25 protein-coding genes are annotated in these 25,055 nt (G+C 72.2%); 4 read left to right on the plus strand and 21 right to left on the minus strand.

Features of this window, described 5'->3' with window-relative positions; all coding sequences use genetic code 11:
- Positions 1-158: 158 nt before the first annotated feature.
- Positions 159-3,392 (minus strand): BTAD domain-containing putative transcriptional regulator, encoded by a 3,234-nt coding sequence (locus AB1673_11645; protein MEW6154625.1) that lies wholly within the window; start codon positions 3,390-3,392, stop codon positions 159-161.
- A gap of 104 nt (positions 3,393-3,496) precedes the next feature.
- Between AB1673_11645 and AB1673_11650 the strand changes: the two genes are divergently transcribed.
- Entirely contained in the window at positions 3,497-3,856 is a 360-nt protein-coding gene (locus AB1673_11650; GenBank protein ID MEW6154626.1) for a DsrE family protein, read from the plus strand.
- Positions 3,857-3,911: 55 nt separating this feature from the next.
- Here AB1673_11650 and prcA read toward each other — a convergent pair whose 3' ends face one another.
- The 5 genes from prcA to arc form a co-directional block, all read right to left on the minus strand.
- Positions 3,912-4,595 carry a proteasome subunit alpha gene (prcA, locus tag AB1673_11655; protein MEW6154627.1) on the minus strand — a complete coding sequence of 228 codons (684 nt, stop codon included), beginning with the start codon at positions 4,593-4,595 and terminating at the stop codon, positions 3,912-3,914.
- Positions 4,592-5,398, minus strand: a complete 807-nt coding sequence (gene prcB / locus AB1673_11660; protein MEW6154628.1) for a proteasome subunit beta — start codon at positions 5,396-5,398, stop codon at positions 4,592-4,594. Before prcB ends, prcA begins: the two co-directional genes overlap by 4 nt.
- 154 nt (positions 5,399-5,552) lie before the next feature.
- The gene (locus AB1673_11665; GenBank protein MEW6154629.1) at positions 5,553-5,747 is read right to left on the minus strand and encodes a ubiquitin-like protein Pup; all 195 of its coding nucleotides are present in this window, start codon (positions 5,745-5,747) and stop codon (positions 5,553-5,555) included.
- A 12-nt stretch (positions 5,748-5,759) separates the two neighbouring features.
- Complete coding sequence (dop, locus tag AB1673_11670; GenBank protein ID MEW6154630.1) at positions 5,760-7,250, minus strand: depupylase/deamidase Dop; 1,491 nt, start codon at positions 7,248-7,250, stop codon at positions 5,760-5,762.
- Positions 7,251-7,334: 84 nt separating this feature from the next.
- Entirely contained in the window at positions 7,335-9,041 is a 1,707-nt protein-coding gene (arc, locus tag AB1673_11675) for a proteasome ATPase (GenBank protein MEW6154631.1), read from the minus strand.
- A 271-nt stretch (positions 9,042-9,312) separates the two neighbouring features.
- Between arc and AB1673_11680 the strand changes: the two genes are divergently transcribed.
- Entirely contained in the window at positions 9,313-9,549 is a 237-nt protein-coding gene (locus AB1673_11680; protein ID MEW6154632.1) for a ferredoxin, read from the plus strand.
- A 57-nt stretch (positions 9,550-9,606) separates the two neighbouring features.
- Positions 9,607-11,679, plus strand: coding sequence for a SpoIID/LytB domain-containing protein (locus tag AB1673_11685; protein ID MEW6154633.1), 2,073 nt, complete (start codon positions 9,607-9,609; stop codon positions 11,677-11,679).
- 6 nt (positions 11,680-11,685) lie between these two features.
- Here AB1673_11685 and AB1673_11690 read toward each other — a convergent pair whose 3' ends face one another.
- From AB1673_11690 to AB1673_11755, 14 genes are all read right to left on the minus strand, one after another.
- Positions 11,686-12,774 (minus strand): glycosyltransferase family 4 protein, encoded by a 1,089-nt coding sequence (locus AB1673_11690; protein MEW6154634.1) that lies wholly within the window; start codon positions 12,772-12,774, stop codon positions 11,686-11,688.
- Positions 12,771-14,036, minus strand: coding sequence for a glycosyltransferase family 4 protein (locus tag AB1673_11695; protein ID MEW6154635.1), 1,266 nt, complete (start codon positions 14,034-14,036; stop codon positions 12,771-12,773). Before AB1673_11695 ends, AB1673_11690 begins: the two co-directional genes overlap by 4 nt.
- Complete coding sequence (locus tag AB1673_11700; protein ID MEW6154636.1) at positions 14,020-15,330, minus strand: methyltransferase domain-containing protein; 1,311 nt, start codon at positions 15,328-15,330, stop codon at positions 14,020-14,022. The genes AB1673_11695 and AB1673_11700 overlap by 17 nt, the downstream gene beginning before the upstream one ends.
- Entirely contained in the window at positions 15,327-16,511 is a 1,185-nt protein-coding gene (locus AB1673_11705) for an ABC transporter ATP-binding protein (protein ID MEW6154637.1), read from the minus strand. Before AB1673_11705 ends, AB1673_11700 begins: the two co-directional genes overlap by 4 nt.
- A gap of 5 nt (positions 16,512-16,516) precedes the next feature.
- Positions 16,517-17,368 carry an ABC transporter permease gene (locus AB1673_11710; protein MEW6154638.1) on the minus strand — a complete coding sequence of 284 codons (852 nt, stop codon included), beginning with the start codon at positions 17,366-17,368 and terminating at the stop codon, positions 16,517-16,519.
- 195 nt (positions 17,369-17,563) lie between these two features.
- Positions 17,564-18,001: a peptide-methionine (R)-S-oxide reductase MsrB gene (gene msrB / locus AB1673_11715; protein MEW6154639.1), complete on the minus strand. Its 438-nt coding sequence runs from the start codon at positions 17,999-18,001 to the stop codon at positions 17,564-17,566.
- A 79-nt stretch (positions 18,002-18,080) separates the two neighbouring features.
- Positions 18,081-19,244 carry a MarP family serine protease gene (locus AB1673_11720; protein MEW6154640.1) on the minus strand — a complete coding sequence of 388 codons (1,164 nt, stop codon included), beginning with the start codon at positions 19,242-19,244 and terminating at the stop codon, positions 18,081-18,083.
- Positions 19,241-20,041, minus strand: a complete 801-nt coding sequence (locus AB1673_11725; protein ID MEW6154641.1) for a tRNA (adenine-N1)-methyltransferase — start codon at positions 20,039-20,041, stop codon at positions 19,241-19,243. The genes AB1673_11720 and AB1673_11725 overlap by 4 nt, the downstream gene beginning before the upstream one ends.
- 48 nt (positions 20,042-20,089) lie before the next feature.
- Positions 20,090-20,311, minus strand: coding sequence for a hypothetical protein (locus AB1673_11730; protein ID MEW6154642.1), 222 nt, complete (start codon positions 20,309-20,311; stop codon positions 20,090-20,092).
- The gene (locus tag AB1673_11735) at positions 20,311-20,526 is read right to left on the minus strand and encodes a hypothetical protein (protein MEW6154643.1); all 216 of its coding nucleotides are present in this window, start codon (positions 20,524-20,526) and stop codon (positions 20,311-20,313) included. The genes AB1673_11730 and AB1673_11735 overlap by 1 nt, the downstream gene beginning before the upstream one ends.
- Positions 20,523-20,855, minus strand: a complete 333-nt coding sequence (locus AB1673_11740; GenBank protein MEW6154644.1) for a hypothetical protein — start codon at positions 20,853-20,855, stop codon at positions 20,523-20,525. Before AB1673_11740 ends, AB1673_11735 begins: the two co-directional genes overlap by 4 nt.
- 54 nt (positions 20,856-20,909) lie before the next feature.
- Entirely contained in the window at positions 20,910-21,527 is a 618-nt protein-coding gene (locus AB1673_11745) for an LON peptidase substrate-binding domain-containing protein (protein MEW6154645.1), read from the minus strand.
- A gap of 62 nt (positions 21,528-21,589) precedes the next feature.
- The gene (gene dacB / locus AB1673_11750; protein MEW6154646.1) at positions 21,590-23,014 is read right to left on the minus strand and encodes a D-alanyl-D-alanine carboxypeptidase/D-alanyl-D-alanine-endopeptidase; all 1,425 of its coding nucleotides are present in this window, start codon (positions 23,012-23,014) and stop codon (positions 21,590-21,592) included.
- A 35-nt stretch (positions 23,015-23,049) separates the two neighbouring features.
- Positions 23,050-23,673: a TetR/AcrR family transcriptional regulator gene (locus AB1673_11755; GenBank protein MEW6154647.1), complete on the minus strand. Its 624-nt coding sequence runs from the start codon at positions 23,671-23,673 to the stop codon at positions 23,050-23,052.
- Positions 23,674-23,735: 62 nt separating this feature from the next.
- On the opposite strand from AB1673_11755, the gene AB1673_11760 reads away from it, so the two are divergent.
- Positions 23,736-24,485: a fatty acid desaturase gene (locus AB1673_11760; protein MEW6154648.1), complete on the plus strand. Its 750-nt coding sequence runs from the start codon at positions 23,736-23,738 to the stop codon at positions 24,483-24,485.
- Positions 24,486-24,798: 313 nt separating this feature from the next.
- Here the strand turns inward: AB1673_11760 and AB1673_11765 are convergent.
- A partial coding sequence (locus tag AB1673_11765) for a transketolase C-terminal domain-containing protein (GenBank protein MEW6154649.1) occupies positions 24,799-25,055 on the minus strand: 257 nt, incomplete at its 5' end.

Here is a 25,055-nt window from a genome sequence, read left to right on the forward strand (position 1 = left end):
CCGAGCAGAGCCGCCGGCCGGACGGTGGTTGCCGAGCGTGGGGGACCTTCGGGACAGCATCATGTTCGTTCCTCCTGGAGGGGACCTGTGATGGGCGTCACCGTCCCCCCGGCCGTTGCACGGCCGTTGCGCCCCGGTTGCGCGGGAAGGACCCTGTTTCAGCCCCGGGTGGCCAGGGCCCGGGCGAGGCGTCCCCCGCGAACGAGGGCCTCGCGCAGCTCAACCGGCAGGCCGGCCGCCACCCGCCCGAGCGCCTCCGCGGCGGCCGGGCCGGGCGCGACCTCGGCCACCAGCAGGTCAGAGCCCGTGGCGGCCGCCGCCTCGGCTGCTTCGGTCCTCCGGCCCAGGTGGCCGAGGGCCAGTGCTTCGTACTTGCGCGATCCCCGTTGGCGGGCCAGGTCGAGCAGCTCGTCGGCCTCGCCGTCGGCCGGCCCCAGCCGGCAGCGCACGTCCCTCAGCCTCAGCTCCGCTCGCCACCGGAAGGGGAGCCATCCCTCGAGCAGCGGCTCGGCCCGGGACACGAGTCCGTGGGCCTGGTCGGGGTCGCCAGCCTCCAGCGAACACTCGGCCAAGGCGAGCAGGGCGTGTAGCTCCTGCTCGACCTGAAGGGCCCCGGCGGCCACCTCGGCGGCTTCCTGGAGGGCCTGCTCGGCCAGGTCATGGGCCCGGCCTGGCTGCCCCAGCTCCCGCCACACCCACGACAGGGTGGTGTCGGTACGGGCCCGGTAGAAGTGGACCTCGTACTGCTCCAGCAGCCGCCGCTTGCGTTCGAGAGCTCGTAGTGCCCCGCCGAAGTCGCCCAGATTGGCCCGGGCCAGGCCCGCGAAGAACAGCGTGCGCAGGAGAGGGCGGAACGCCCCGGTGCGGGCCGCCTCGGCGGCCGCCTGGTCGAGGGTGTGGCGGGCCTCGGCAAAGCGGTCGCCGTGCTCCAAGAGGGCGCCCAGGCAGCTCAGGGCCGAGGCTCGCGTGGCCCCGTCGGGCTCCCGGGCCAAAGCCGCTTCGTAGGCCTCGGCCGCCCCGGCGATGTCCCCCGCCCAGTGACGGGTCCGGCCCACGAGCACCAGGGCGCTGGGCAGCGCCACCGGGAAGGCGGCCGCCGACTCGGCCAGGTCGGCGGCCTGGGCCGCCAGTTCCCCGGCGGCCGCCGAGTCCCGCCCGTAGTAGGCCGTCCAGCCCAGACGTTCGAGGGCGGCCGCCTCGATCTCCTCGTCACCGAGCTCGCGGGCCGTAGCCAGCGCCGCCGCGTGGTCCCGCCGCGCGCCCTCGTAGTCGGCCAACTCCTCTCGCATCTGGCCCCGCCGCAGGCGGGCACGCGCGCCCGCCCTCAGGTCGCCGGCCTGGCCGGCGGCCTCGATGGCCTCCCCGAAGAGGCGCTCGGCGTCGCGGATGGCGAACGCCCGTACCGCCTGTTCGGCGGCTGCCGTCGAGGCTGCCCACGCCTCGGGCCATGCCCCCACCTGCCGGTGATGGGCGGCGGCCGCCTCCGGCCGGTCGGCCAGGCGGGCTGCGGCCCGGCGGTGGCGGCTGGCCCGCACCGGCTCGGGGGTCGATTCGTACAGGGCCTCGCGCAAGGCGCTGGCTGCGAACTGCAGGCGCGGCCCCTGGCTGGTGAGCAGGCCGGCGGCCAACGCCCGTTCTACGAGCCGGCTGGCCTCCTCCTCGTCGACCGAGGCCAGCTCGGCCACGAAGTCGAGGTCGAACGACGTGCCCAGCACGGCCGCCACCCTCAGGAAGTCCTCGACGTCGCGGCCCAACTGCCGGACGCGGTCGAGGACGGCCGCGGCCAGCGACGGTGGGGCCCCGTCCGTACCCGTCTGGTGCTGGCGGAGGGCCTCCACGACGAACTGGGCGTTGCCCCCGGTGGCATCGAGGAGCGCGCCTGGGTCGAGGTCCGGACGACTGGCGGTCTCCGCCAGTTCCTGCACGGCCGCGAGGGTCAGCGGCCCCAGCTCCAGGAGGTGCGCGCCCGGCCCCAGAGCCTCGGCCACCTCGGGGGCGGCGCCGCCCACGGCCGTCCCCAGGACCAGGAGGGGCGCGCCCGCTCCCCGCCGGAGCAGGAACTGGAGGGCAGCCAGAGTCGAGTCGCCGGCGTGGTGCAGGTCGTCGAACACGGCCAGGACCGGGTTGTCGCGGGCCATGGACCTGACCACCGCAGCCACCGCCTGGAGCGACCGCCGGTACTCCAGCTCGGCGGTGCCCGGGTGCCCATCCTCCGGGGGAAGGATGGCAGCCAGGTCGGGAGCGAGCCGGGCCAGGACACCGGCGTGCTCGCCGGCCAGGGCGCGGGCCCGCTCGGGGGCCAGCCCGGCCAAGTGACCTTCGAGGGCGTCGACGACGGGCTGCAGGAACAGCGACCGCTCGGCCTGGTGGCAGGTCGCCCACAGGACCACTCCTCCGGCCGCCCGGGCCCTGTCAGCCAGCTCGGTGCTGATCGCCGTGCGGCCTGAACCGGACGGCCCGGCCACGACGACCGCCCCCGGGTGCCCGGCCACGGCCGCGGCCCACCTCTCGGTGAGCCGCTCCAGCTCCTGGTCGCGGCCCACCAGCCTCGTCGGGCCGGGGCGGGCCCCGGTGGCGGCCGGCCCCGGGGCGGGCCCAGGTCCTTCCGCGGACAGGTCCTCGCCCCGCAGCACGGCCAGGTATAGCTCTTCGGTCGCGCCGCTGGGGCTGACCCCCAGCTCCTCGGCCAGAAGGTCCCGCAGGCGGGTGTAGGCCTCCAAGGCCCGGGCCGAGTCCCCGCTGAGGTGGAGGGCGCGGATGGCGGCGCGGTGGGCCTCCTCGTCGAGGGGGCTGACCCGCACGGCCTGTTCGGCCAGGGCGAGGGCGGCGGCATGGTCGCCAACGGCCATCGTCGATTCCCACCCGGTGCGGTAGGCCCGGCGGGCCAGCGCCTCGGTGCGGCGGCGGCCGTCCTCGGCCCAGGCCGCGTAGGGGTAGTCCTCCAGGAAGGGCCCGGTCGCCAGGACGGCCAGTGCCCGAGCGACCGCCGACGACGCCAAGGACGGGCGCCCAGCCCGCTGCTGGGTGGCGGCCTCGGCCACCAGCGCCTCGACCTCGTCCACGTCCACGTCTAGGCCTGAGGTCTCGAAGCGGTAACCGGTACGCCCCCCGGTGATGGCGTCCTGGCCGAGAACCGCCCGTAGGCGACTGACGAGGGACGAGACGTTCTGGGCGGCCCCCGGGGGCGGACCGCCCTCCCACAGGGCGTCGATCACCTCGTCGGCCGCCACCAGCGAGCCCCGGCGGGCGACGAGAAAGGCGGCCAGGGTGGTGGCCTTGCCGGCCGGTAGGCGGAGGGGTTGGTGCTGCCCGCCCAAGGTCAATCGGAACGGCCCGAGCAAGCCGGCCCGCAGCCGCGCCTCCCGCGCCCCCGCAAGACCCCCACCGGCCATGGCGTGAAGCGTGCCACCTCCCGGACCGGGCCGTGCAACGGCTGTGCAACCGCGCACCGGACGATGAGCCGGACCGCCCTGCCGAGGAGGCACATCAGACCGCCATGAGACTCATCTTCTTCGTGTCCGTCGATCCCGCGACCGACGCCATGGCGGTCGCCAGTGCCTTCCGACTGGCGGCCACCGCGGCGGGCGCCGAGCTGGCGGCCGAAGTACGCCTGGCGGGCGCGGCCGTCCTGGTGGCCGACCCGGCCTACGCGGCCACCGTGCCCGACGCCGAGCGCCTGCGGGCCGAGATCGACGGGTCCGCCCGCAGCGGTGCGACGGTGTCCGTCTGCCCCCGCTCCGTCCAGGCCCGGGGTATCACCGCCGACCAGGTGGCCGCCCTAGGTGCCCGCCCCCGGCCCCTCACCGAGATCCTGACCGAGGTCGCAACCGGCCAGTCCTTCCTCGTCCACCTGTAGGCGCGCTCGTTCTTGCACAACGCGGCTCGGGTCGGTGGGCCCGCAGGCCGACCGCTCAGGTGGACAGCAGGGTGGTGAGCTCAGGAGGGTCGAGGCGGCGGAAGGCCCGGCGGCCGTTGCCCCGGTCGAGGACGGCCACCTCCAGCTCCGACGGGGAGATCTGCCGGTCGGGGCCGGCCAGCGCACCCACGGCGGCCCGCACGGCCGGGCCCAGGGCCATGGCCTCGGTGTACGCCGCCTTGATGCGGTCCGAGATCGTGTCGGCGTCTCCCCCGAGCACGGTGAAGCGCTGTTCGTCGACCACCGTGCCGTCGTAGAGGATGTGGAAGAGCTGGTCGGTCCCCACCTCGAGGCCGACCTCGGCCACCAGGATCTCGACCTCGAGGGGCTTCATCTCGTGGGTGAAGATCTGGCCCAGGTGCTGGGCGTAGGCGTTGGCCAGCGAGCGGGCGTCGACGTCCTCGCGGGAGTACTGGTAGCCCTTCAGGTCAGCGATGCGCACCCCGGCGGTGCGCAGGCTGTCGAACTCGTTGTACTTGCCTACGCCCGCGAAGGCAATGCGGTCGTAGATCTCGCTGATCTTGTGGAGAGTGCGCGACGGGTTCTCGGCGGCCAGCAGCACTCCCCCCTCGTACACCACCGCCACCAGCGGGCGGCCCTTGGCGACGTTCTTGCGGGCGAAGTCGGCCCGGTCCTTCATCGCCTGCTCGGGCGACACGTAACCGAACGGCATCGTCATCGGGGCTGGCCCTCCGCGCTCTTGCGGGCGATCAGCGCCTGGAAGCGCTCGGCCACCTCGGCGTCGCCCACCCGTTCGAAGCCGCCCTCGGTGATGGTCGCCACTGTCGGGTAGATACCCCGCACGACATCAGGCCCCCCGGTGGCCGAGTCCTCGTCGGCCGCCTGGTAGAGCCCCTCGATGGCCAGCTCGATGGCCCCCTCGCGGTCCATGTCCTCGCGGTAGCCGAGCTTGATCGTCGTGCGGGCGTCGCGCCCGCCCGAGCCGGTGGCGTGGAAGTCGTCCTCCTCGTAGCGCCCGCCGGTGATGTCGTACTTGAAGATGCGGCCCGTGCGCCGGCGCAGGTCGTAGCCCGCGTAGATCGGGACCACGGCCAACCCCTCCATGGCCATCCCCAGGTTGGCCCGGACCATCTGGCCCAGCTTGTTGGCCTTGCCCTCGAGGCTGAGGGCCACACCCTCGACCTTTTCGTAGTGCTCCAGCTCGGTCTGGAACAGCTTGACCATCTCGACGGCGAAGCCGGCCGCACCGGCGATCGACACGCCCGAGTGGCGGTCGGCGGGGTAGACCTTTTCGATAGCCCGGTGGGCGATGCTGTAGCCCTCGGTGGCCCGCCTGTCACCGGCCATCACGACGCCGTCGGCGTACCGGATGGCGACAATGGTCGTGCCGTGGGGGACGTGGACGGCCGCGGATGGCCCCGGAGGCCCGGGCGCCACCGGCGACGCCGCGCCGGAGCGGCGCAACAACTCGGAGAAGCTCGGGCCCGGGTCCTGCCCGGCCCCGAAGACGGGAAGGCTCATAGACCCCGCAGGCTAACTGCCCCGGCGGTGCCCTCCCTGCGGCCCGCCCCCTGGGGCCGGCCCCCGCCAACCGGCCCGGCGCGCCCTGAGGTCGGCCAGCCGCGGGCATAGTCGATATAGGGGGGGGTGCGCCTATCGGGGCTAGCAGCGCTGCCTATTGGCCGCCCTTCTGAACGTATGATCTTACGAACTCCTCAGCATTGTCCTCGAGGACTTCGTCTATCTCGTCCAGTAGGTCGTCGAGTTCGGCCTTGAGCTTCTCGCCCTGGCGGGCGGGGGCGGTGACGGCCTCCTGCACCTCGTCGGTGCGGGCGGGGGCCTGCTTCCTCTTCTGCTCTCGTTCTGCCATCTCGTGGTCCTCCTAGGAACCCAGCGCTTCAAGCAGCTGCGCCGGGGTGTCGCAGGCTGCCAACAGAGTATCGACGTGTGCGGCCGTTCCTTTTAGGGGTTCCATCATCGGCACCCGGCGCAGCGGGTCGCTGCCCAGGTCGAACACCAGCGAGTCCCAGTTGGCGGCCGAGATCGAGGGGGCCCAGCGTTGCAGGCACTTGCCCCGGAACCAGGCCCGGGTGGTCCTGGGGGGCTCGGTCATGGCTGCTACCACGTCGGCCTCGTCGACCAGTCGCTCCACATTGAGCCGGGCGAACAGCGACCGGCCGGGCCGCACGTCGTGGTACTGGAGGTCGAGGGCGGCCAGGCGGGCGTCGCCCCAGCCCAGGTCGTGGCGCTGGCGGTAGGCGTCGACCAGTTGGTACTTGGCCACCCAGTCGAGCTGGCCGGCCAGGGTCATGGGGTCAGACTCCAAAGCGGCCAGCACGTCCTCCCAGCGACGCAGGACGTCGCGGCCGACCTCCTCGCCCACGGCGTCCAGCCCCCGGCTCTCAGCCCACTTGCGGGCCCGGTCGAGCAACTCCCACTGGACCTCGACGGCCGTCATGCGCCGGCCGTCGGCCATCTCCAGGGGCCGAGCCAGCGACAGGTCGTAGGACACCTGGCGGTGGGTCGGCACCGGGTGGGCGAGGACCAGGTCTTCGCCCCCGAGGTCGTCGTCCTCGATCATGGCCAGCACGATGGCCGTGGTGCCCACCTTGAGGTAGGTCGACACCTCGGACATGTTGGCGTCGCCCACGATCACGTGCAGCCGCCGGTACTGCTGGGAGTCGGCGTGGGGCTCGTCGCGGGTGTTGACCAGGGGCCGCTTGAGCGTGGTCTCGAGCCCGACCTCCTCCTCGAAGAACTCGGCCCGCTGGCTGATCTGGAAGCGGATGTCAGCCGCCCCCGAGCCCGGGGCCTCGCTGCCCACCTTGCCCGCCCCGGCGAACACCTGGCGGGTGACGAAGTGGGCCGTCACCTGCTGGGCGATGCGGGTGAAGGGGACGGCCCGGTCCATCAGGTAGTTCTCGTGGCAGCCGTAGGAGTTGCCCTTGCGGTCGGAGTTGTTCTTGTAGACGACCACCTCCTGGCCCGCGGGCAAGAAGTCGGAGGCGGCCTCGATGGAGCGGGCCAAGATCCGCTCGCCCGCCTTGTCCCAGGTGACAATCTCCAGGGCGTCCGAGCACTCGGGGGTGGAGTACTCGGGGTGGGCGTGGTCCACGTAGTAGCGGGCGCCGTTGGTCAGCACGGCGTTGACCAGGTGGGTCTCGACCTCGGGGGCCATGGACCCCTCCCGGGCGAAGCCCCGGGCATCGCGGCCCGGGCTTTCGTCCTCGAAGTCCCAGTCGACCTTGCGGGCCAGCCGCGACACGTAGGCGTTTATGAGCAGCGACGACGCCGCGATCGGGTTGGACTCGGCCGCCCCCCGCAGCACGATCCCGTACTCCGTCTCGATGCCGCACACCTTCCGGATGGCCACAAGCTGACCCTACCCCCTGCCCATGCCAACCGGTGCCCGGCCGCCCGTGCCATGACGGCCCCGGGCTGACCCGCCCGGCCCGCCCTACAGGTACTGGCCTGTGCCCACCCGTTCGATGGCGCGACCGCCCTTGGCTTCCTTGCCCTCGGACATGAGGGTGCGGACGTAGACGATGCGCTCGCCTTTCTTGCCCGAGATCTTGGCCCAGTCGTCGGGGTTGGTGGTGTTGGGCAGGTCCTCGTGCTCTTTGTACTCCTGCTTGATCGAGGCCAGCAGGTCCGACACCCGTATGCCCCGGCCCTCACCGGCGATCGTCCGCTTGATGGCCAGCTTCTTGGCCCGGCGGACGATGTTCTCGACCATGGCCCCCGAGGAGAAGTCCTTGTAGAACAGGATCTCCTTGTCGCCGTTCTGGTAGGTGACCTCGAGGAACCGGTTGTCATCGCCCACGTCGTACATCTCGACGACGGTGCGCTCGATCATGGCGTCGACCGCCTTCTGGCGGTCGCCACCGCCGAGCGACTCGACCTCGGCCTCGTCGAGGGGCAGGTCGGCGGTCAGGTAGCGGCTGAAGATCTGGCGGGCAGCGGCCTCGTTGGGCCGCTCGATCTTGATCTTCACGTCGAGGCGGCCGGGACGCAGGATGGCCGGGTCGATGAGGTCCTCGCGGTTGGAGGCGCCGATCACGATCACGTTCTTGAGGGTCTCGACGCCGTCGATCTCGGCCAGGAGCTGGGGGACGATCGTGGCCTCCATGTCCGAGGAGATGCCCGTGCCCCGGGTGCGGAACAGCGAGTCCATCTCGTCGAAGAACACGATGACGGGCACGCCCTCCTCGCTCTTCTCGCGCGCCCGCTGGAACACGAGCCGGATCTGGCGCTCGGTCTCGCCCACGTACTTGTTGAGCAGCTCAGGGCCCTTGATGTTGAGAAAGTAGCTGCGGGCCGACTTGTTGCCGCTGACCTCGCTGACCTTCTTGGCCAGGGAGTTGGCCACCGCCTTGGCGATGAGGGTCTTGCCGCAGCCCGGGGGACCGTAGAGCAGGATGCCCTTGGGGGCCGGCAGCTTGTGCTCGGCGAACAGGTCCTGGTGGAGGAAGGGCAGCTCGACGGCATCGGTGATCTGCTCGATCTGGTCGTCGAGGCCGCCCACGTCTTCGTAGGACACGTCGGGGACCTCTTCGAGGACCAGCTCCTCGACCTCGGGGCGGGGCAGCTTCTCGAGCAGCAGGCCGCTGCGGGCGTCGAGCAGCATGGTGTCGCCCGCCCGGAGCTTCTCGCCCAGCAGGCCGTCGGACAGCTCGACGACCCGCTCCTCGTCGGCCCGGCCCACGATCATGGCCCGGGTGCCGTCCTCGAGCAGCTCCTTGAGGGTGACGACTTCGCCCTGGACCTCGCCGGCGCGGGCCATCACCACGTTGAGGGACTCGTTGAGCACGACCTCCTGGCCCCGGTGGAGCTCGTCGTCCTCCAGGGCCGGGTGCAGGGCGACGCGCATCTTGCGGCCGCCCGAGAACACGTCGACCGTGCCGTCGTCGTTGCGGCCCAGGAGCGTGCCGTAGGCCGACGGCGGCTGGGTGAGCTTCTCGACCTCCTGGCGGAGCTCGGCGATGTGGTCGCGCGCCTCCCGCAGGGTGTAGGTGAGCTTCTCGTTTTGGGCTACGGCCTGGGCCAGCTGGCCCTTGGTCTCCAGCAGCCGCTCTTCGAGGGTGCGGACCCGCTTGGGGGCGTCCTGGAGCTTGCGGCGGAGGTTGACCACCTCCTCCTCCAGGGTCTTGACCTGCTCGAGCATGACGCCGACCTGCTGCTCGTAGGCGGACAGGCGGCGCTCGTACTCCGAGCTCGATGAAGGGCTCACTCGAACCTCAACACAAGCACATCACCTCTTGCGGTCACCATACACCGGGACCCCCGATATCAAGTGGGCATTGTGGCCCGGCTTGGGGCCGCCCGGGGGGTGCCCGGGGGGCTCGGCCGCCTGATTTGGTTTTACCGGCCAGATCCGGGTAAATTGGTCCCGTACAGCCCAGCGAACTCACGAGGCGAGGCAAGACGACATGGCCATGAAGGTCTGGATCGACCAGGATCTCTGCACGGGCGACGGCATCTGCGAGGAGATCGCCCCCGACGTCTTCACCCTGCTCGACGACGGGCTGGCTTACGTCAAGGAGGGCAGCAAGGTCTTCAGCAACCCCGGTGGGGTCGAGGGCCTGGCGCTGGTGCCCGCCGGCCAGGAGGAAGCCACCATCGAGTCGGCCGAGGAGTGCCCCGGGGAGTGCATCTTCATCGAGGTCGAGTAGGTCGCTGAGCCGGGGGTCCTTGCCATGGGCCCCTCGCGTGGGCGACGCTGTCGCCTGGTGCCGACCACTTCCCCCCGGTCCCGCCTGCGCGGCGGGGCAATGCCGTTGGTCCTGGTCCTGGTGGCGACGGCGGCCGCCGTCGTGCCCGTGCCCGGCCGCGCCGCCTCCGCTTACCCCACGGCCAACGTGGAGATCGACGGCCACGGCTGGGGGCACGGCCGGGGCATGGGCCAGTACGGCGCGCTGGGTTATGCCCTCAACCACGGGCGGGACTACCGCCAGATCCTGGCCCACTACTACAGCAACACCGTCGTGGGCGAGGTCCCGGCCGGCTCGGAGATGACCGTGATCCTGCGTTCGTTCGACCGCCAGGACACCTTGGTGGCCCAGGAGCGGGGCCAGATGACCACCAACGCGGCCGGAGGCACGTTCTCGGCCCTGCGGGCCGTGATGATCGGCCCCAACCGGTTCCGGGTCGACAGCGGCCCCACGTGCGCCGGGCCGTGGACGCAGGTGCAGGCCGACATGGCCGGGCCGGTGGTGATGGCCCCCGTGAACCGCAACGACGACCGCCAGGACATGCTCCAGGCCTGTGAGCCCAACGGCAACCGCCGCTGGTACCGGGGCGAGATCCGGGCCGTGGAGGGCCTCGATGGCACCAGCCGCACGATCAATGCCACCGACCTGCAGAGCTACCTCCGGGGCGTGGTGCCCCGGGAGTCCCCGGCCTCGTGGGGAGACCTGGGCGGCGGGGCGGGCATGCACGCCCTGCGGGCACAGACGGTGGCCGCCCGCTCCTACGCCATGGCCGGCAACCTGGCCCATTACGCCAAGACGTGCGACACCACGGAGTGCCAGGTCTACGGCGGGCGGGCCGTCCAGAGCGGGCCCAACTTCTTCGACCTCGAGGACCCCCGCTCCAACCGGGCCATCGACGAGACGGCGGGCGAGGTCCGGTTCCTCAACGGAGTGCCGGCCCGCACTGAGTACTCGTCCTCGACCGGGGGCTACACGGCCGGGGGGACGTTCCCGGCCGTGGTCGACGAGGGCGACTCGGTCTCGCTCAACCCCAACCACAACTGGCGGGCCTCGGTCCCCGTGGGCCAGGTCGAGGCCGCCTTCCCCCAGGTGGGAACGCTCAACAACATCGTCGTGACCAGGCGCAACGGCCTGGGCGACTTCGGGGGCCGGGCCATCGACGTCGAGGTCCAGGGCTCGGCCAGCACGGCCCGCATCAGCGGCGAGGCCTTCCAGTGGGCGCTGGGCCTGCGGTCGAACTGGTACCGCATCAGCGGTACGACGGTGCCCGCCCCCACGACCACGCCCACGACCTCGGGCACGACGCCGACGACCCTGCCCGTGCCCAGCGGTGGTTACTGGGTGGCCGGGGCTGACGGCCAAGTCTACGCATTCGGGGGTGCCCCCTTCTTGGGGTCGATGGGCGGCACGCCCCTGCTGCGCCCCGTCGTGGGGGTGGCAGCCACGGTGACGGCCGGGGGTTACTGGCTGGTGGCCAGCGACGGGGGCCTGTTCACGTTCGGCGACGCCAAGTTCCTGGGCTCGATGGGCGGGGCCCCGCTCAACCAGCCCATGGTCGCCATCGCCCCCACCCCCTCGGGCAACGGGTACTGGACGGTGGCGACCGACGGCGGCATCTTCACCTTCGGCGACGCCCCCTTCAAGGGGTCGATGGGGGCCACTCCCCTGGTCCGCCCCATGGTCGGCATGGCCGGCACCTCCAGTGGCCAGGGTTACTGGACGGTGGCCAGCGACGGCGGCATCTTCACCTTCGGCGACGCCCCCTTCCTGGGGTCGATGGGCGGAGCCCCCCTGCGCGAGCCGGTGGTGGGCATGGCCCCCAGCCCGTCGGGCAACGGCTACTGGCTGGTGGCCAGCGACGGCGGCATCTTCACCTTCGGCGACGCCCAGTTCAAGGGTTCGACCGGGGCCATGACCCTGGCCCGGCCTATCGTGGGCATGGCCCCCACCCCGTCGGGCAACGGCTACTGGCTGGTGGCCAGCGACGGCGGCATATTCACCTTCGGCGACGCCCAGTTCTTCGGCTCGGTCCCGGGTGTGGCTCCGTCCCCCACCGCCAAGGTAGGTATGGCCACCGCCACCGCCCGGTAGGCCAGGTCAGGCGCCGGCGGCGCGGCGCACAGCGGCGACGACCAGTTCGTCGCGGGGGACGGAATCGAGCACCGTCAGGCGGCGGGCCTGGGCCGCGAGCACTCGTGACCGCAGACCGTCGTCGGCCGCGACACGGGCCACGGTCTCGGCCACGGTGGCTGGGTCGAGCGTGCCCACCAGCAGGCCGGCCCCGCCCATCGTCTCGGCGACGGCGCCGCCACCGGAGTATGCGACCACGGGGCGGCCCTGGCGCATGGCTTCGACCAGGGGCAGACCGAAGCCCTCGTGCTCGGACAGCGACACGTACACGTCGGCCACCTGGTAGTGGGCCGCCAGGGTGGCTTCGGTCACCGACCCGCAGAAGGCCACGCCTTCGCGGCCGAGGCGGTCCCGCAGGGCGAGCAGGGCCCGCATGTACGGGTCGGGCCCCCATGACCCCACCAGGAACAGGCGGGCGCCGGGGTCGACGGCCGCCCGGTAGGCGGCGAACATACGCAGCAGGTGGAAGTGGCCCTTGTTGGGCACGATCCGGCCTACGGCCAGGATGTCGGTCCCCCGCTTCGACCGCCGTAGCCACTCGGCGTGGGTGGGGTTGGGGGCGGCGTCGACCGTCGGTGGCAGGTAGGGGGGCATGACCGTCACGTCGCCCACGCCCAGGTCCTTCAGGTCGAGGGCCGAGTACTCGGAGTTGGCCATGAAGACCTGGCCGGTTGCCGCCATCGTCTCCAGCTCGCGCCGGCCCTCCTCGAGGTTGAGGGCGGCTACCGGCGCGTAGTGTTCGAAGAACCGGGCGGGCGTGATGTTGTGGTAGTAGACGACCTTGGGCTCAGGACGGGCGGCCACCATCTTGGCCATGCCCCGTGACCCCGTCGACGCCTGGTAGACGAGAACGTTGGTCCCTCGGCGGGCCGACCGCAGGCGGGGGTAGCGGTCGGGGGGGTGAGCGGCGCGGGCCAGGTGGCCGTGAACCTCCTCGGCCCAGATCGCCCCCTTGACCCCGGCCGCGGCCAGCGCCCGGTGGGTCTGCAGGGTGTGGCTACCCACCGCGTCGCGGTAACCCAGGCTGGGCAGGAAGTGATGGGCCTCGTGCCTCACGTGACGGCCGGGGCGGTGACGCGGCTGGTGACGGGGGCTGTCACCCGGGTGTCCGCCAGCCAGGAGTAGGCGGCCGCATGGAACCGTTCGAGCACGGCCCCGGGCGAGTACTCCGAGCGCACGTAGGCCCGCCCGCCCCGGCCCAGGGCGTCGCGTAGGGCGGCGTCGGCCAGCAGCCGGTCGAGCACCGCCTCGAACTCGGCGTAGTTGGAGAACCACAGCCCGCCCCCGGAGCGCTCGCAATGGTCGCGGGTCACGGCCGCCCGGCCGTGGACCAGCACCGGGCGCTCGGCCAGCCAGGCCTGCATCATGACGATCGAGAGCGACTCGTTGACACTGGGCTGGCAGAACACGGTGGCCGCCCGGTACATGGCGTCGCGGTGGCGCCAGTCGGGCTTGAGGTCGACGACGTCGGGGCGCCGGGGCAGGGCCACATCACCCGAACCAGCCTGCACGAGCACCAGGTCGCCCCCTCGCCGGTGCTTGTAGCGGCAGAAGTGCTCGATCAGCAGGGGCACGTTCTTGCCCCCCTCGCGGCGGCCCACCGACAGCAGGAGCGGGCCGTTCCCCAGCCGGTGGCGGCGGCGGAAGGCGGCCGCGTCGCCGACCGGGTCGGGCTCGAAGCCCATCCCCACCATCGTCCACCTCTCGATCTCGCCCACGAGGGACCGGGCGAAGTCGGCCTCGGCCCAGGCGTTGAACAGCACCCCCCGCGAGCCCCGCAGCATGTCGCCCACGATGGCCAGGCGGGCGTAGGCCTCGTCGTGCAAGCAGGGGACGACGGCCAGCTTGGGCGCGGCCACCTCGTAGGCGAAGTAGGTGGTCCCGAACAGGTAGGGGGCGGCCACCACCACGTCGAGGGTGTCGAGGTGGTCGGCCAGGTGGTCCTCGAGGGCCAGGGAAGCGACCCCGTGGCGCATCCACAGCCGCTCTTCCTCGCGCGACAGCGGGTAGCCGCCCACGATGGCCCGCTCCAGTTCGCCGTGAACGCCGAGGTCACGGTCGTCGACCGGGAACCGACGGACCACGACGGGCCCGTCCTGGGAGCGGCCCGGCGGCAACTGGTTGCGCCAGGTGAAGTGGTCGGCCGCGCACGTGGTCAGCACCTCGACCCGGTGGCCGGCCTCGGCCAGCCGCCAGGCCAGGTCGCGGCACAGAAGCTCGGCCCCCCCGTGGGTGTCGGGCCCGTAGCGGGGCACGACGATGGCCACCTGCAGCGGCGGCCCGGGGGCCACCGCCGCAGGCTCAGCGGTGAGCGACAACGGCGAAGTCCTGGGGGCCGAAGAGGATGTCGTCGATGCGCCGGAAGTTCTCGTCGAGGCTGGCCACGACCGGGGCCAGGGGACCGTCCTGCACCGGGCCCACGGGCTGAGGCCGGAACTCGGGCGGCGGGGGCGCCATGTACTCCAGCTCGACCTTGGAGAACCCCGCCTCCCGGGCCAAGAACTCCAAGGTCAGCGGGTGCAGCGGGCGGCTGTGGCCGAGGTCGACGTAGAAGGCGTGGGCGAACACGAACAGGCTCTCGGGGTTGATGGTCTCGACCACCAGTGGGGCTCCGGGGGCGAGGGCGTCGGCCGCCAGGTCGAAAAGGCTGGGCACCTCGGCGGGGGCGAGGTGCTCGACCATCTGGGCACAGAAGATCCCCCCCAGCGAACCCCGCTCGAGCGACGCCAGGTGGGCCAGCGTGTCGGCCTCGATGACCTCCAGCCCCTGGCCGGCCACGGCCGCCACCATGTCGGGGTGGCGGTCGACCCCGTAGCAGGGCACGCCCGCGCCAGCCAGCAGGCCCAGCATCTCCCCCCGCCCGCAGCCCAGGTCGACCACCGGGAGGGTGGCCTCCCGGAACAGGTCGACGTAGTGGCGCTGGCGGTCGGCGATGACCTCGGGGTCCCCCCGGAACCGGTTCTCGAAGGCCAGGTAGTCGAAGCTGCGCTCGGCCCGCCGGCTGGGGGCCATCGACGGTCCGCCGTCGGAGCGACCCGCAACGGCCCCCACAGTTCCCCCGGCCCCCCCGGCCGCTCCCTCTTCCAGTCGCTCCCGCAGCTCACGCACCGCCCGTTCGAGCCGGCCCAGCCGCTGGGGGACGGTCTCGGCGTCCATGGCGGCCTGCCACTCGTCGGCCGCGGCCAGGCGCCGTTCGAGGCCGTCGATGCGGGCGTCGAGCTGGTTGGTGCGCTCGGACAGCAGCCCGGCCGAGCGCACGGTGTTGTCGTTGAACCGGTTGACCTGCTCCAGGATGCCGTTCATGTACCAGGTCAGCGAACTTCGTATGGCCCGCCGGGCCTGGGAGATGAGGGGGGCGATGACCGGCTTGCGCGACGCCGTCGTGACCAGGCCGCTCACGTGGGAGGAGCGCTGGAGGTCGACCAGGGCCGAGGCCATCACGCCGGACGTGCGGGCCCCGGAGTCGCCGCCCGGGGCGCCCGGGTCGCCTGCCGCGGCCGACGTGTCGATCTCCACCACCACGTCAGGCGGGTAGAGCCCCTCGGCCCGCTTGCGGGCCACCTCGGCTTGGATCTCGTCCATGACCTCGCGCACGTCGACCCCTTCCGTCATATCCGATCGACCTCGATCTTGGGGTCGAGGTGCAGGACCCCGCTGTCGATGTTGAGGCTGAACACCTTGAACGAGATCTGGCGCTCCAGCCAGTGGTACTGCACGGCCTCGTCGCGGGAGTGGACGGCCACCGTCACGAAGTACTGGCCCTCGACCATGGGGATGGGCCCGAAGTCGAAGCGCACCCGCCGCTTGCCCGACAGCGTGCCCATGTGTACGCCCCGGATGCCGGTGTTCGTGCCGTAGATCATGGTGTCGAGGTGGTTGTAGATGGCCACCCCCACGACCGGGTCCTCGACGGGCTCGTGGCCGTCCAGCATGACCTCGACCCCGAGGCGCTCGCCCGACTCGAAGCGGGCCTTGTCCTTGCCGTGGCCGTCGGTCACCCGGATCCCGGTGATGGTGAGCTGGCCCGTGCCCCGGTCGTCCTCTTGGACCTCGACTTGGGCGGCGTAGCGCTCGCGGAAGGCCCGGGTGGCCTCCTGGGGCTTGCCGTCGACCACGATCTCGCCCTTGTCGAGCATGATGACCCGGTCGCAGAGCTGGCGCACGGTGTCGATACCGTGGGTCACGAGCACGATCGTGCGCCCGTCGCGCTGGAACTCGCGGATGCGCTTCATGCACTTGCGCTGGAAGGGCTCGTCGCCCACGGCCAGCACCTCGTCGATGAGCAGCAACTGGGGGTCGACGTGCACGGCCACCGCGAAGGCCAGCCGCACGTACATGCCCGACGAGTAGAACTTCACCTGGTTGTCGATGAACTTCTCGATGCCCGAGAAGTCCACGATGTCGTCGAAGTACTTGTCGGTCTGGCGGCGGGTCAACCCCAGGATGCTGGCGTTCATGTAGACGTTCTCCCGGCCCGTCAGGTCGGGGTGGAACCCGGCGCCCAGCTCCAAGAGGGCGGCCATGCGACCCCGGCGCTCGACGTAGCCGGTCGTGGGCGTGAGGATCCCGGCGATGAGCTTGAGCAGTGTGCTCTTGCCCGAGCCGTTGGCCCCGATGAGCCCCAGGGTGTTCGACTCGGCCAGGTCGAAGCCGACCCCCCGCAGCGCCCAGAAGTCCTCGTCGGACCCCTTGCGTACGTTGACCAGGCGCTCCTTGAGCGACTTGTCGTGGTGGAGGTTGAACCGCTTGGAGACGTCCACCACCCGCACGATCGGGTTCGCACCCTCGACCATGGTGCCTACAGCTCCTGGGCGAAGTTGCCCTGGGCGCGGGCGAACACCCGCTGGGCCAGCCACACGAGGGCCGACGACAGCAGGATGACCCCCACCATGCGGGTCACATAGGTCCCCATGGACGCCTGGTAGAGGGTCTTCACGACCACACCGTTGGCGTCGACCACCTCGAGGTGCTTGTAGATGGCCCGCTGGAAGCCGATCACCACGTTGGCCAGCGGGTTGAGCATGTAGATCGACGACAGGCTGACACCGAACACCTCCCGCCTCGACAGCACGTCGAAGGCGAAGTTGATCGGGTAGACGATGGGCGTCAGCCAGAACCAGAACAGCAGGAAAACCTCGATCAGGTGCTGGACGTCACGTAGGTAGACGTTGGCGGCCGCCAGGAACAGGCTCATGGCCGTCAGGAAGATCACCAGGGCGACCACGGCCAGCGGCAACAGCAGCAGGTTGGGGCCGAAGAAGTCGTAGCCGAAGAGCACCAGCACGCTGAACACGACCACCAGTTGCAGCCCGAAATGGACCAGGCCGGCCCCGATGGTGGCCAGGGGCAGGATCTCGCGGGGGAAGTAGACCTTCTTGATGAGGCCGGAATTGCTCACGATCGACGTGGTGGCCGCGCTCAGGGTGGACCCGAACAGGTCCCAGGCGATGAGCCCGGCGAACAGGTAGAAGGCGAAGTTGGGGATGTTCGAGCGCAGGAACTTGCCCAGCACCAGCCAGTAGATCATCAGCAGGCACAGGGGCCGCAGCAGCGACCACAGGAACCCCAAGAAGGAGTTCTTGTACTTGACCTTCAGTTCCTTGCGGACGAGGTTGCCGAGCAGCTCGCGGTACGCCCAGATCTCGCGCACGGACCGGCCGAACCCCCGCACGAACGTCTGGGGGGCGTTGACCCGTACGAGCGTTCGGTCATCGGGCTGGGCAGTCAGGTAGGAGCTCCGCGGTCGGCGGTCAGGGACGCTAAACGATACTGCGGCCCTGCCCGCCGCCCCTCGCCGCCCTTCGTCAGCCCTCGGCCGGCGCCCGTGGCCGGCGCCCGGCGGCCGTCAGGTGGGGCGTTGGGCACCCTGCTCGCCGGGGGTGGCGGGGTCGAGGTCGAGAGAGCAGGAGTTGATGCAGTAGCGCTGGCCGGCGGGGCCGGGGCCGTCGTCGAAGACGTGGCCCAGGTGCCCTCCGCAACGCCGGCAGACCACCTCGGTGCGGACCATGAAATGGCTCCGGTCACGGCGCAGCTCGACGGCCTCGGCCACGGCCGGCTCGGTGAAGCTGGGCCAGCCCGTGCCCGAGTCGAACTTGGCGTCGGACCGGAACAGCTCGGCGCCGCACCCCGCGCAGCGGTAGACGCCGTCCGCCTTGGTGTCGAAGTAGCGGCCCGTGAACGGGCGCTCGGTGCCCTTGCCCCGCAGCACCTGGTACTGCTCGGGGGTCAGCTTCTCCCGCCACTGGTCCTCGGTCATGTCCATCGTGCCCCGGTCGTCGCCCATCGGGCCCTCCTGTGTGGTTGTGCACCCGTCAACACCTCGGGCGCGCCCTCCTGTTCCACGTCCCCGCGTGCCGCCCCGGTCAGCAGCGGCCGGTGTCGGCCGGTACCGACCGGTCGAGCTCGAGCAGAGGCCTCAGCTCGTCGGCCACCACCGCGAAGGCCACCCCCGAGCGCGAGTTGCTCACCGCGAACGCCACCCCGGCGACGTCGCCGTCGGGGGTCACCAGGGCACCCCCCGAGTCACCGGGGGCGAGGTGGGCGGCCAGGACGAAGATGTTGCGCCTGGCCGGCTGGTCGAGCCCCACGTCGCGGACCGTGGCCACCAGCTTCTGGCGGATCTCGGCGGGCGAGACCTCCAGGCTGTCCTGGCCCTCGGGATGGCCGAAGACGGCCGCCGCCGACCCCTCCCGGGCCGTCCCCAAGGGCAGGGGTTCCTGGCTGAGCCCCGCCACCCACAGCAGGGCCAGGTCGCGTTCGAGGTCGAACACCACCACCACGGCGTCGAGGCGCCGCCCGTCGGGCCGGACGACCTTGGACGCCTTCTCCCCGGCTACCACGTGGGCGTTTGTCACCACCAGGTCCGTGTCCACCGCGAACCCACTGCCCTTGCGGGCCGTGCGGCAACTGTCGCCCACCACCTGGACCGTGCTGGCCGACACCCGGCGCACCACGTCGGCGTCGAGGGCCAGCGTGGTCGGGGGCGGGCTGCTGTCTCCCGCCGGGCCCAGGGCGGTCAGGACCTCGGGCTGGGCCAGCGGTGCGGTCAGCCAGCGCCGGGCGTCGGTGGTGTCCGGGGCGGCGGGCAGGGCGGACCGCACTCCCCCGGCGATGGCCGACTCCCGGGCCAGCTCGGAGGGCCAGCCGGGCGCCTCGTCCATGGGTGGCAGCACGACCAGCCACAGCAGGACGAGCGTCAGGACCGGGCCGGCGGCCGCACCCAGCAGCCGATCGGTCCCCCGGGCGTCGTCGGGCACCAGCCGCTGGCGGAACGCCGAGCCGACCCACCGGCCGGCCAGTTGACCGCCCACCCCCCCGGCCACGAACAGGGCCAACCCCAGGACGAGCCGCAGCCCGACGAGGTCGCCTCCGATCCCCTCCACCACGACCGGGGTGGAGAGCGAGGCCACCACCAGGCCCTGGATCAGGAACACCCAGGAGGTGGCCCCGGCCATCAGGCCCAGGCGGTGGCCGCCCCAAACCGAGGTGGCGAAGATAGCCACCAGAGCGGCGTCGAGCGCGTTCACGCCCCGGCTACCGGGCCCGTCCCCTCGTCGCCCGAGGAAAGCAGCCGGGCCGAGGTCAGGAACCCGGTGTGGGCCACCATCCGGTGGTCGGGCCTTACCGACTGGCCCTTGACGTGCCACGAGCGCACGAGGACCTCGACGGTGCTGGCCAGGCCGAAGGCCGACGCCTCGAGGGCCTCGCGCAGCTCGGCCACCTGGCCGACCGTGGGCAGGTAGGCCAGGAAGATGCCCCCGGGGTGGAGGGCGTGCTCGGCGTGCTTGACGACCCGCCACGGTTCGGGCAGGTCGAGGACCACCCGGTCGAGGTCGTCCTCGCTGATGCCTTCGTAGACGTCGCGCATGGCCACCGTGTAGGGCTGGTCGGGCCCGAGGAAGCGTTCGACGTTGGACCTGGCCACCTTGGCGAAGTCTTCCCGCAACTCGTAGCCCGTCACACGTGCGCCCGCCCGCAGCAGGGCCATCGACATGGCCCCGGAGCCCACACCGGCCTCGAGGACGTGGGCTCCCGGGAAGATGTCGGCCATCATCAGGACGTGGCCCAGGTCCTTGGGGTAGATGACCTGAGCGCCCCGGGGCATCGACAGGACGAAGTCGGCCAGCGTCGGGCGCAGGGCCAGGTAGCGGGCGCCGCCGCCCGAGCGCACGGTCGTGCCTTCCGCCGCGCCGATCAGGTCGTCATGGGGGGTGACGCCGGCATGGGTGTGGAACTCGCCGCCGGTGGCCAGCCGGACCAGGTAACGCCGGTTCTTGCTGTCGACGAGCAGGACCTGCTCACCGGGGAGGAAGGGTCTGCTCACCCGCCCATGATCGCGTGCCCGCCGCAGGTGACGGCCGCGGCCGGCGCGTCAGTCTTCGGGGGACTCTCCCTTGCGGAACCGGCGTACGACCAGGGTCTCGCCCGGCTCGAGCTTGTGCGACCAACTGGCCTTGGGATCGCCGCTCTTGCGCCTCATCCACTGGGCGGCCCCGGCGGCCAGGCCGACGACCAACCATCCCCGGCTGCCGGGACCGATGGTGAGCCCCTGGCGCAACCCCTTGCGGGACAGGGCCCGCAGCAAGGCCCCCATCAGAACCGCTTGATCTCCACGACCGTCGAGGAGCGGCGGCCCCGGCGCTTGCCGATCAGGTACACGGCCACGATCAGCACCACCCCGGCCACCGCCGCCCCCATGGTGCCGGCCTTGGTAGCCGCCTCGCCGGCGGTGTCGACCTCGCCCCTGACCTGGCGGAGCTTGGCCTCGATGTCCTGGCGGGTGATCCTCGCCGGCGCGGGAGCGCTCATCTGCGGGCGTCCTCCTTCTTCTTTCCGCCGATGGCCTTGGCCGCACCTGCCACGACGGCCCCGCACAGGACCACCGTGACCAGGTAGGGGATGAACCTCAGGTGGCCCCGGAACAGGCTGCCGGTCTCCTCTTGGAGCAGGCGCAGGACCCCGAGGAACAGCACGAGAAGGCCCATGCTGACCAGGACCGAACCGGCCAGGCCGAAGGCCACGAACCGCTTGAGGCCACGGATGGGCTCGACGGTCTCCTGCTTGACGTAGGCGATGACCATCTTGGTGAGGTCCTGGACGTGGCCCGGCAGCTCGGTGGGATCACTCGGTTCGGCCACGCCCCTCCCTTCGCCTCATGTCTCCGTCGTCCTTACCCCGTCGGGCCAGCCTACCTACTGCCGCCCGGCCCGCAGGGAGAGCAGCTCGATCTGCTCGTCCAGCAGCGATGCCACCAGGGCCAGCCGGGCCCCGACGTCGTCGGCCTCGAGGACCCGCTGGCAGTCCGCGGGCCCGAGCACGCCCACGGCCGCGGCCTGCCACCCGGCCAGTACCGGGTCGGGAGCGAGCGCGGGCTCGGCCACCTCGGGGTGCCACTCCCCCAGCGCCACCTTGAGGGCCAGGGCGCGGTGGACCTTGGCCACGATGGCGTCCCGGGCGGCCGGGTGGCCCGCGAGGGGCGGGCGGTCGTCGAGCAGCTCCACCTCGGCCCGCGGGAAGGGCTCCTCGGCCAGCCATCGCCTGACGCGGGCCCGGCGCTCACCGGCGACGGCGATGAGCCACCGGCCGTCGGGCAGGGCCACGGCCTCGGCCAGGCGGGCTTGGGTCCCTACCGCGAAACGCACGTCGCCCCCGCCCACCTCGCTCCCACGCTCGATGAGCACCACCCCCAGCCGCGGGTCGTTCTCCAGGCACCAGGCCGTGAGCGCCCGGTAGCGGGGCTCGAAGACCTGCAGAGGCACGGCCGTCCCCGGGAACAGCACCGACCCCAGGGGGAACATGGGCAGCTCCACGACGGTGTCACCGGGGCCTGGGCCGGGGCTGGGACTGCCCTGGCCGGTGTTGCCGGGCCCGCTCAGGGCGACGCCGGGGCCAGCGCCCGGGGCGGCTGGGGGCCGATGGACTCGACGGGCGGTGCGTCGGGGAAGGCGGTCAGTACGTCGGCGACTTGGCCTTGAAGGGCCGTGCCGGCCCCGTCGAAAGGCAGGTTGTTGGCGACCAGGGAGAAGGTGATGGTCTGGCCCCCCGTGCCCGTGGCATATCCCGACAGGGCCACCACGCCCCGGAGCGAGCCCGTCTTCGCCCGGACCCGGCCGGCGGCTGCCGTCCCCACGAACCGGCGGGTCAGCGTCCCCGTGGACCCGGCCACCGGCAGGCCGTCGGCCAGCGGCCCGCACGGGCCGTGCAGGGCCAGCAGGTCCATGAGCAGCCCGCACGTCATGCGGTTGCCCCGGTCGAGGCCCGACCCGTCGGCGTTGCGCAGGCTGTCGACGCGCAGGCCGAGATCGGCGGCCGTGCGGCGCACGACCTCGGTGCCGGCCGCGGTCGTCCCCCCGCCCCCGAAGCGGGCTCCCAGCTCCTTGACCAGCAGCTCAGCCACCAGGTTGTCGCTGTCGCGCAGCATGACGGCTACCGCCTCGCTGATGGGCGGCGACTCGATCTGGGCCACGGCTGGCAGCCCTGCAGGCGCCCGACCCTCGCCTGTGGCCCCCACGGTGATGCCCCGGGCCCGTAGGAGGTCGGCCAGCACGGCCGCGGCGTGGGCCGCCGGGGCAGGGGCGGGCACGGCCCGGGGACGCCACTGGACGAACCCGCCGTTGAGGTTGAGGGCGCTCTGGGGGCCGACCTCGGGGTTGGTGGCGTAGTGGGGCTCCCAGGTGGCCACGTAGCGCTGGCTGTCGTATCGGGACTCGTCCCCCAGGACCCGGGCCACTCGGCGGACCCCGGCGTTGAACACCCGGTCGGCCAGGGCCTCCAGGGACGTGGCCGGGCGGGGAGTCTCCAGCCACCCGGCGATGGCCGCGAAGTCGGCGGTGGCCAGCAGGGGGTCACCCGACCCCACCAGCCACAGGTCGCCCACCGTCCCGTCCGAGCTGACGGCCGCGGCCCGCGCGGGCGTCACGTACACCTCGTCGGCTCCGATCCGGCTGAGGACGGCGCTGGCCGTGAGCAGTTTCATGGCCGAGGCGGGGATGAGGGCGGAGTCGGTGCCTTCGGAGTAGAGCAGGTCGCCGCCGGGGCCGCTCACCACCAGGCAGCTCCGAGGCCGGGCGCCCGTGAGCACGGGTTGGCCCAGGGCATCCTCGAGGCCGGCGGACAGGCGGGCCTCGGCCACGGTGACGGCCAGGGCGGGGGCCGCCCGTCGGGCGCTGAACACTGGGGTCGTGGGTTCGCTGTCGCGCGCCACGCCCTCAGGGGTGCGCAGCGTCGGGACCACGGCGACGGCCCCGCTGAGGGCCGAGAGCAGGGCGAGGGCCGCGGTGAGGGACCGGGCGTGCACGACCGGTCAGGATACGGCCACCGTGGACCGGGCGATCAGCGGGCGGCGGCGGGCACCTCAAGGGCGGCCTTGAAGAGCGCCCGCACGTGTTCGAGGCGGGCCTCCAGCAGGTCGGCAGCCATGGGGTCGCGCTCCATCAGGGCCTGGAGCAGGCCCAGGTCGCTGAACGAGCTGACCAGGGCTCCGTAGCAGGTGACGAACAACTGCTCGGGGTCGTAGCGCCGCAAGCGGCCCGCCGCCATCTCCCGTTCGAAGAAGGCCACGGCCCGGTCGAAGAGGGGCCTCAGCCCCGCGCCCAGCTCAGCGGCCATTCGGCTCTGACCTTCGAGGGCCTCGCGGCGCACCAGGCGGACGAGCTCGGGGTGCTCCTGGAAGAAGCCGAACCCGGCGCTCAGGATGCGGTCCACCTGGGCCCAGCCTTCCCGAGGTCCCTCAGACGCCTCTTCCACCCTCTGGTACCACCCAGCCAGGGCGCCCACGAAGACCTCCTGGTAGAGGGCTTCCTTGGACGGGAAGTGGTGCAGCAGGCTGGGCCGCCGGATGCCGACGCCCTCGGCGATGTCGTTGAGCGAGGTCCCTTCGTAGCCCCGCTCGGCGAAGAGGCGCAGGGCCTCGGCCAGGATGGCGTCGCGGGTGGAAGGGCCGGGGCGATTGTTCACGGGCCACCGTAGCCCGGCCTGGCCGCTCCGCCCTACCTACCGGTAGGTAGTACGGTTGGCGGATGCTCCGCTCGTTCTCCGCCACGTTCGTGGCCGCGGCCGTCGTGACCCAGATCGCCATCCTCACGACGACCGTCTACCTGCACCGCACGCTGACCCACCGGGCCGTCGCCCTGCGCCCGGGTGCGGCTGCCGTCTTCCGTACCCTGACCTGGGTCACCACTGGCATCCGGCCCCGCCAGTGGGTCGCCGTCCACCGCCTCCACCACGCCCACGCCGACGAGGAGGGCGATCCCCACTCGCCCCGCCTGCTGGGGTTCGGCATGGTCCAGTTCGCCAACGCTTACCTCTACCGCCGGGCCGCGGCCCGGCCCGAGGTGGTCGAGCGCTACGCCCGGGACATCAAGGTCGACCGCTGGGACAGGGCCCTGTTCGACCATGCGCTCGTGGGCCTGGGGCTGGGCATCGCCGTGCTGTGCGTCGTGCTCGGCCCCGCCCTGGGCCTGCTGGCCGCGCTGACCCACGCCGTGGGCTACCTGCTGCTCAGCGCGGCGGTCAACGCCGCCGGCCACCTCTGGGGCCGCCGGCCCCACCCCAACGCCGCCGGCAACCTGGCCTGGCTGGCCTGGCTGGCCGGCGGTGAGGGCCTGCACAACAACCACCACGCCGTGCCGACCGCGGCCCGGCTCTCGTTCTCCCGGGGCCAGGTGGACCCGGGCTGGTGGGTGATATCGATGCTGCGGCGAGCGGGTTGGGCCACCGTCCGCCTCGACCCGGCCGCCGTGTCCGCCCGCCAGCGCGCCACCGCCTGAGGCCCTAGGAGGCTGGTGTCTTTCGCGATCGGCGCTTCGCGCCGAGCGGCCGACCTGCCCCTGACCAGCACCTCTGCAATGTCGCCGAGCCGCGAACGGGGCGGTCGGCCGCCTGGGGAGGGTTCAGGCACCAGCCTCCTAGGAGGCTGGTGTCTTTCGCGATCGGCGCTTCGCGCCGAGCCGCCGACCTGCCGTCTTTCGCGATCGGCGCTTCGCGCCGAGCGGCCGACCTGCCCCTGACCAGCACTTCGTAGTTCGGCCGAGCCCAAGACTGGGCGGTCGGCCGCCTGGTGAGGGTATAGGCACCAGCTTCCTATCCGACCAGCTTGCGGGCCGCGTCGGCGATGGCGGTGGCGTCGATGCCGGCGGCCGCCACCAGCTCGTCGGGCTTGCCCGAGGTGGGCATGGCCGACACGGCCAGCGCCCGCAGGTGCAGGGGGCCGTCGGTGGCTGCGGCCAGGGCCTGGGCCACGGCGTCGCCCAGGCCGCCCTCGGCCCAGTGGTCCTCGGCCACCACCACCCGGCCCCCGCAGTCCCGGGCGGCCTCGGCCAAGGTGGCGGCGTCGACGG

The sequence above is a fragment of the Actinomycetota bacterium genome, from assembly GCA_040754375.1.
GTDB lineage: Bacteria > Actinomycetota > Acidimicrobiia > Acidimicrobiales > AC-14 > JBFMCT01.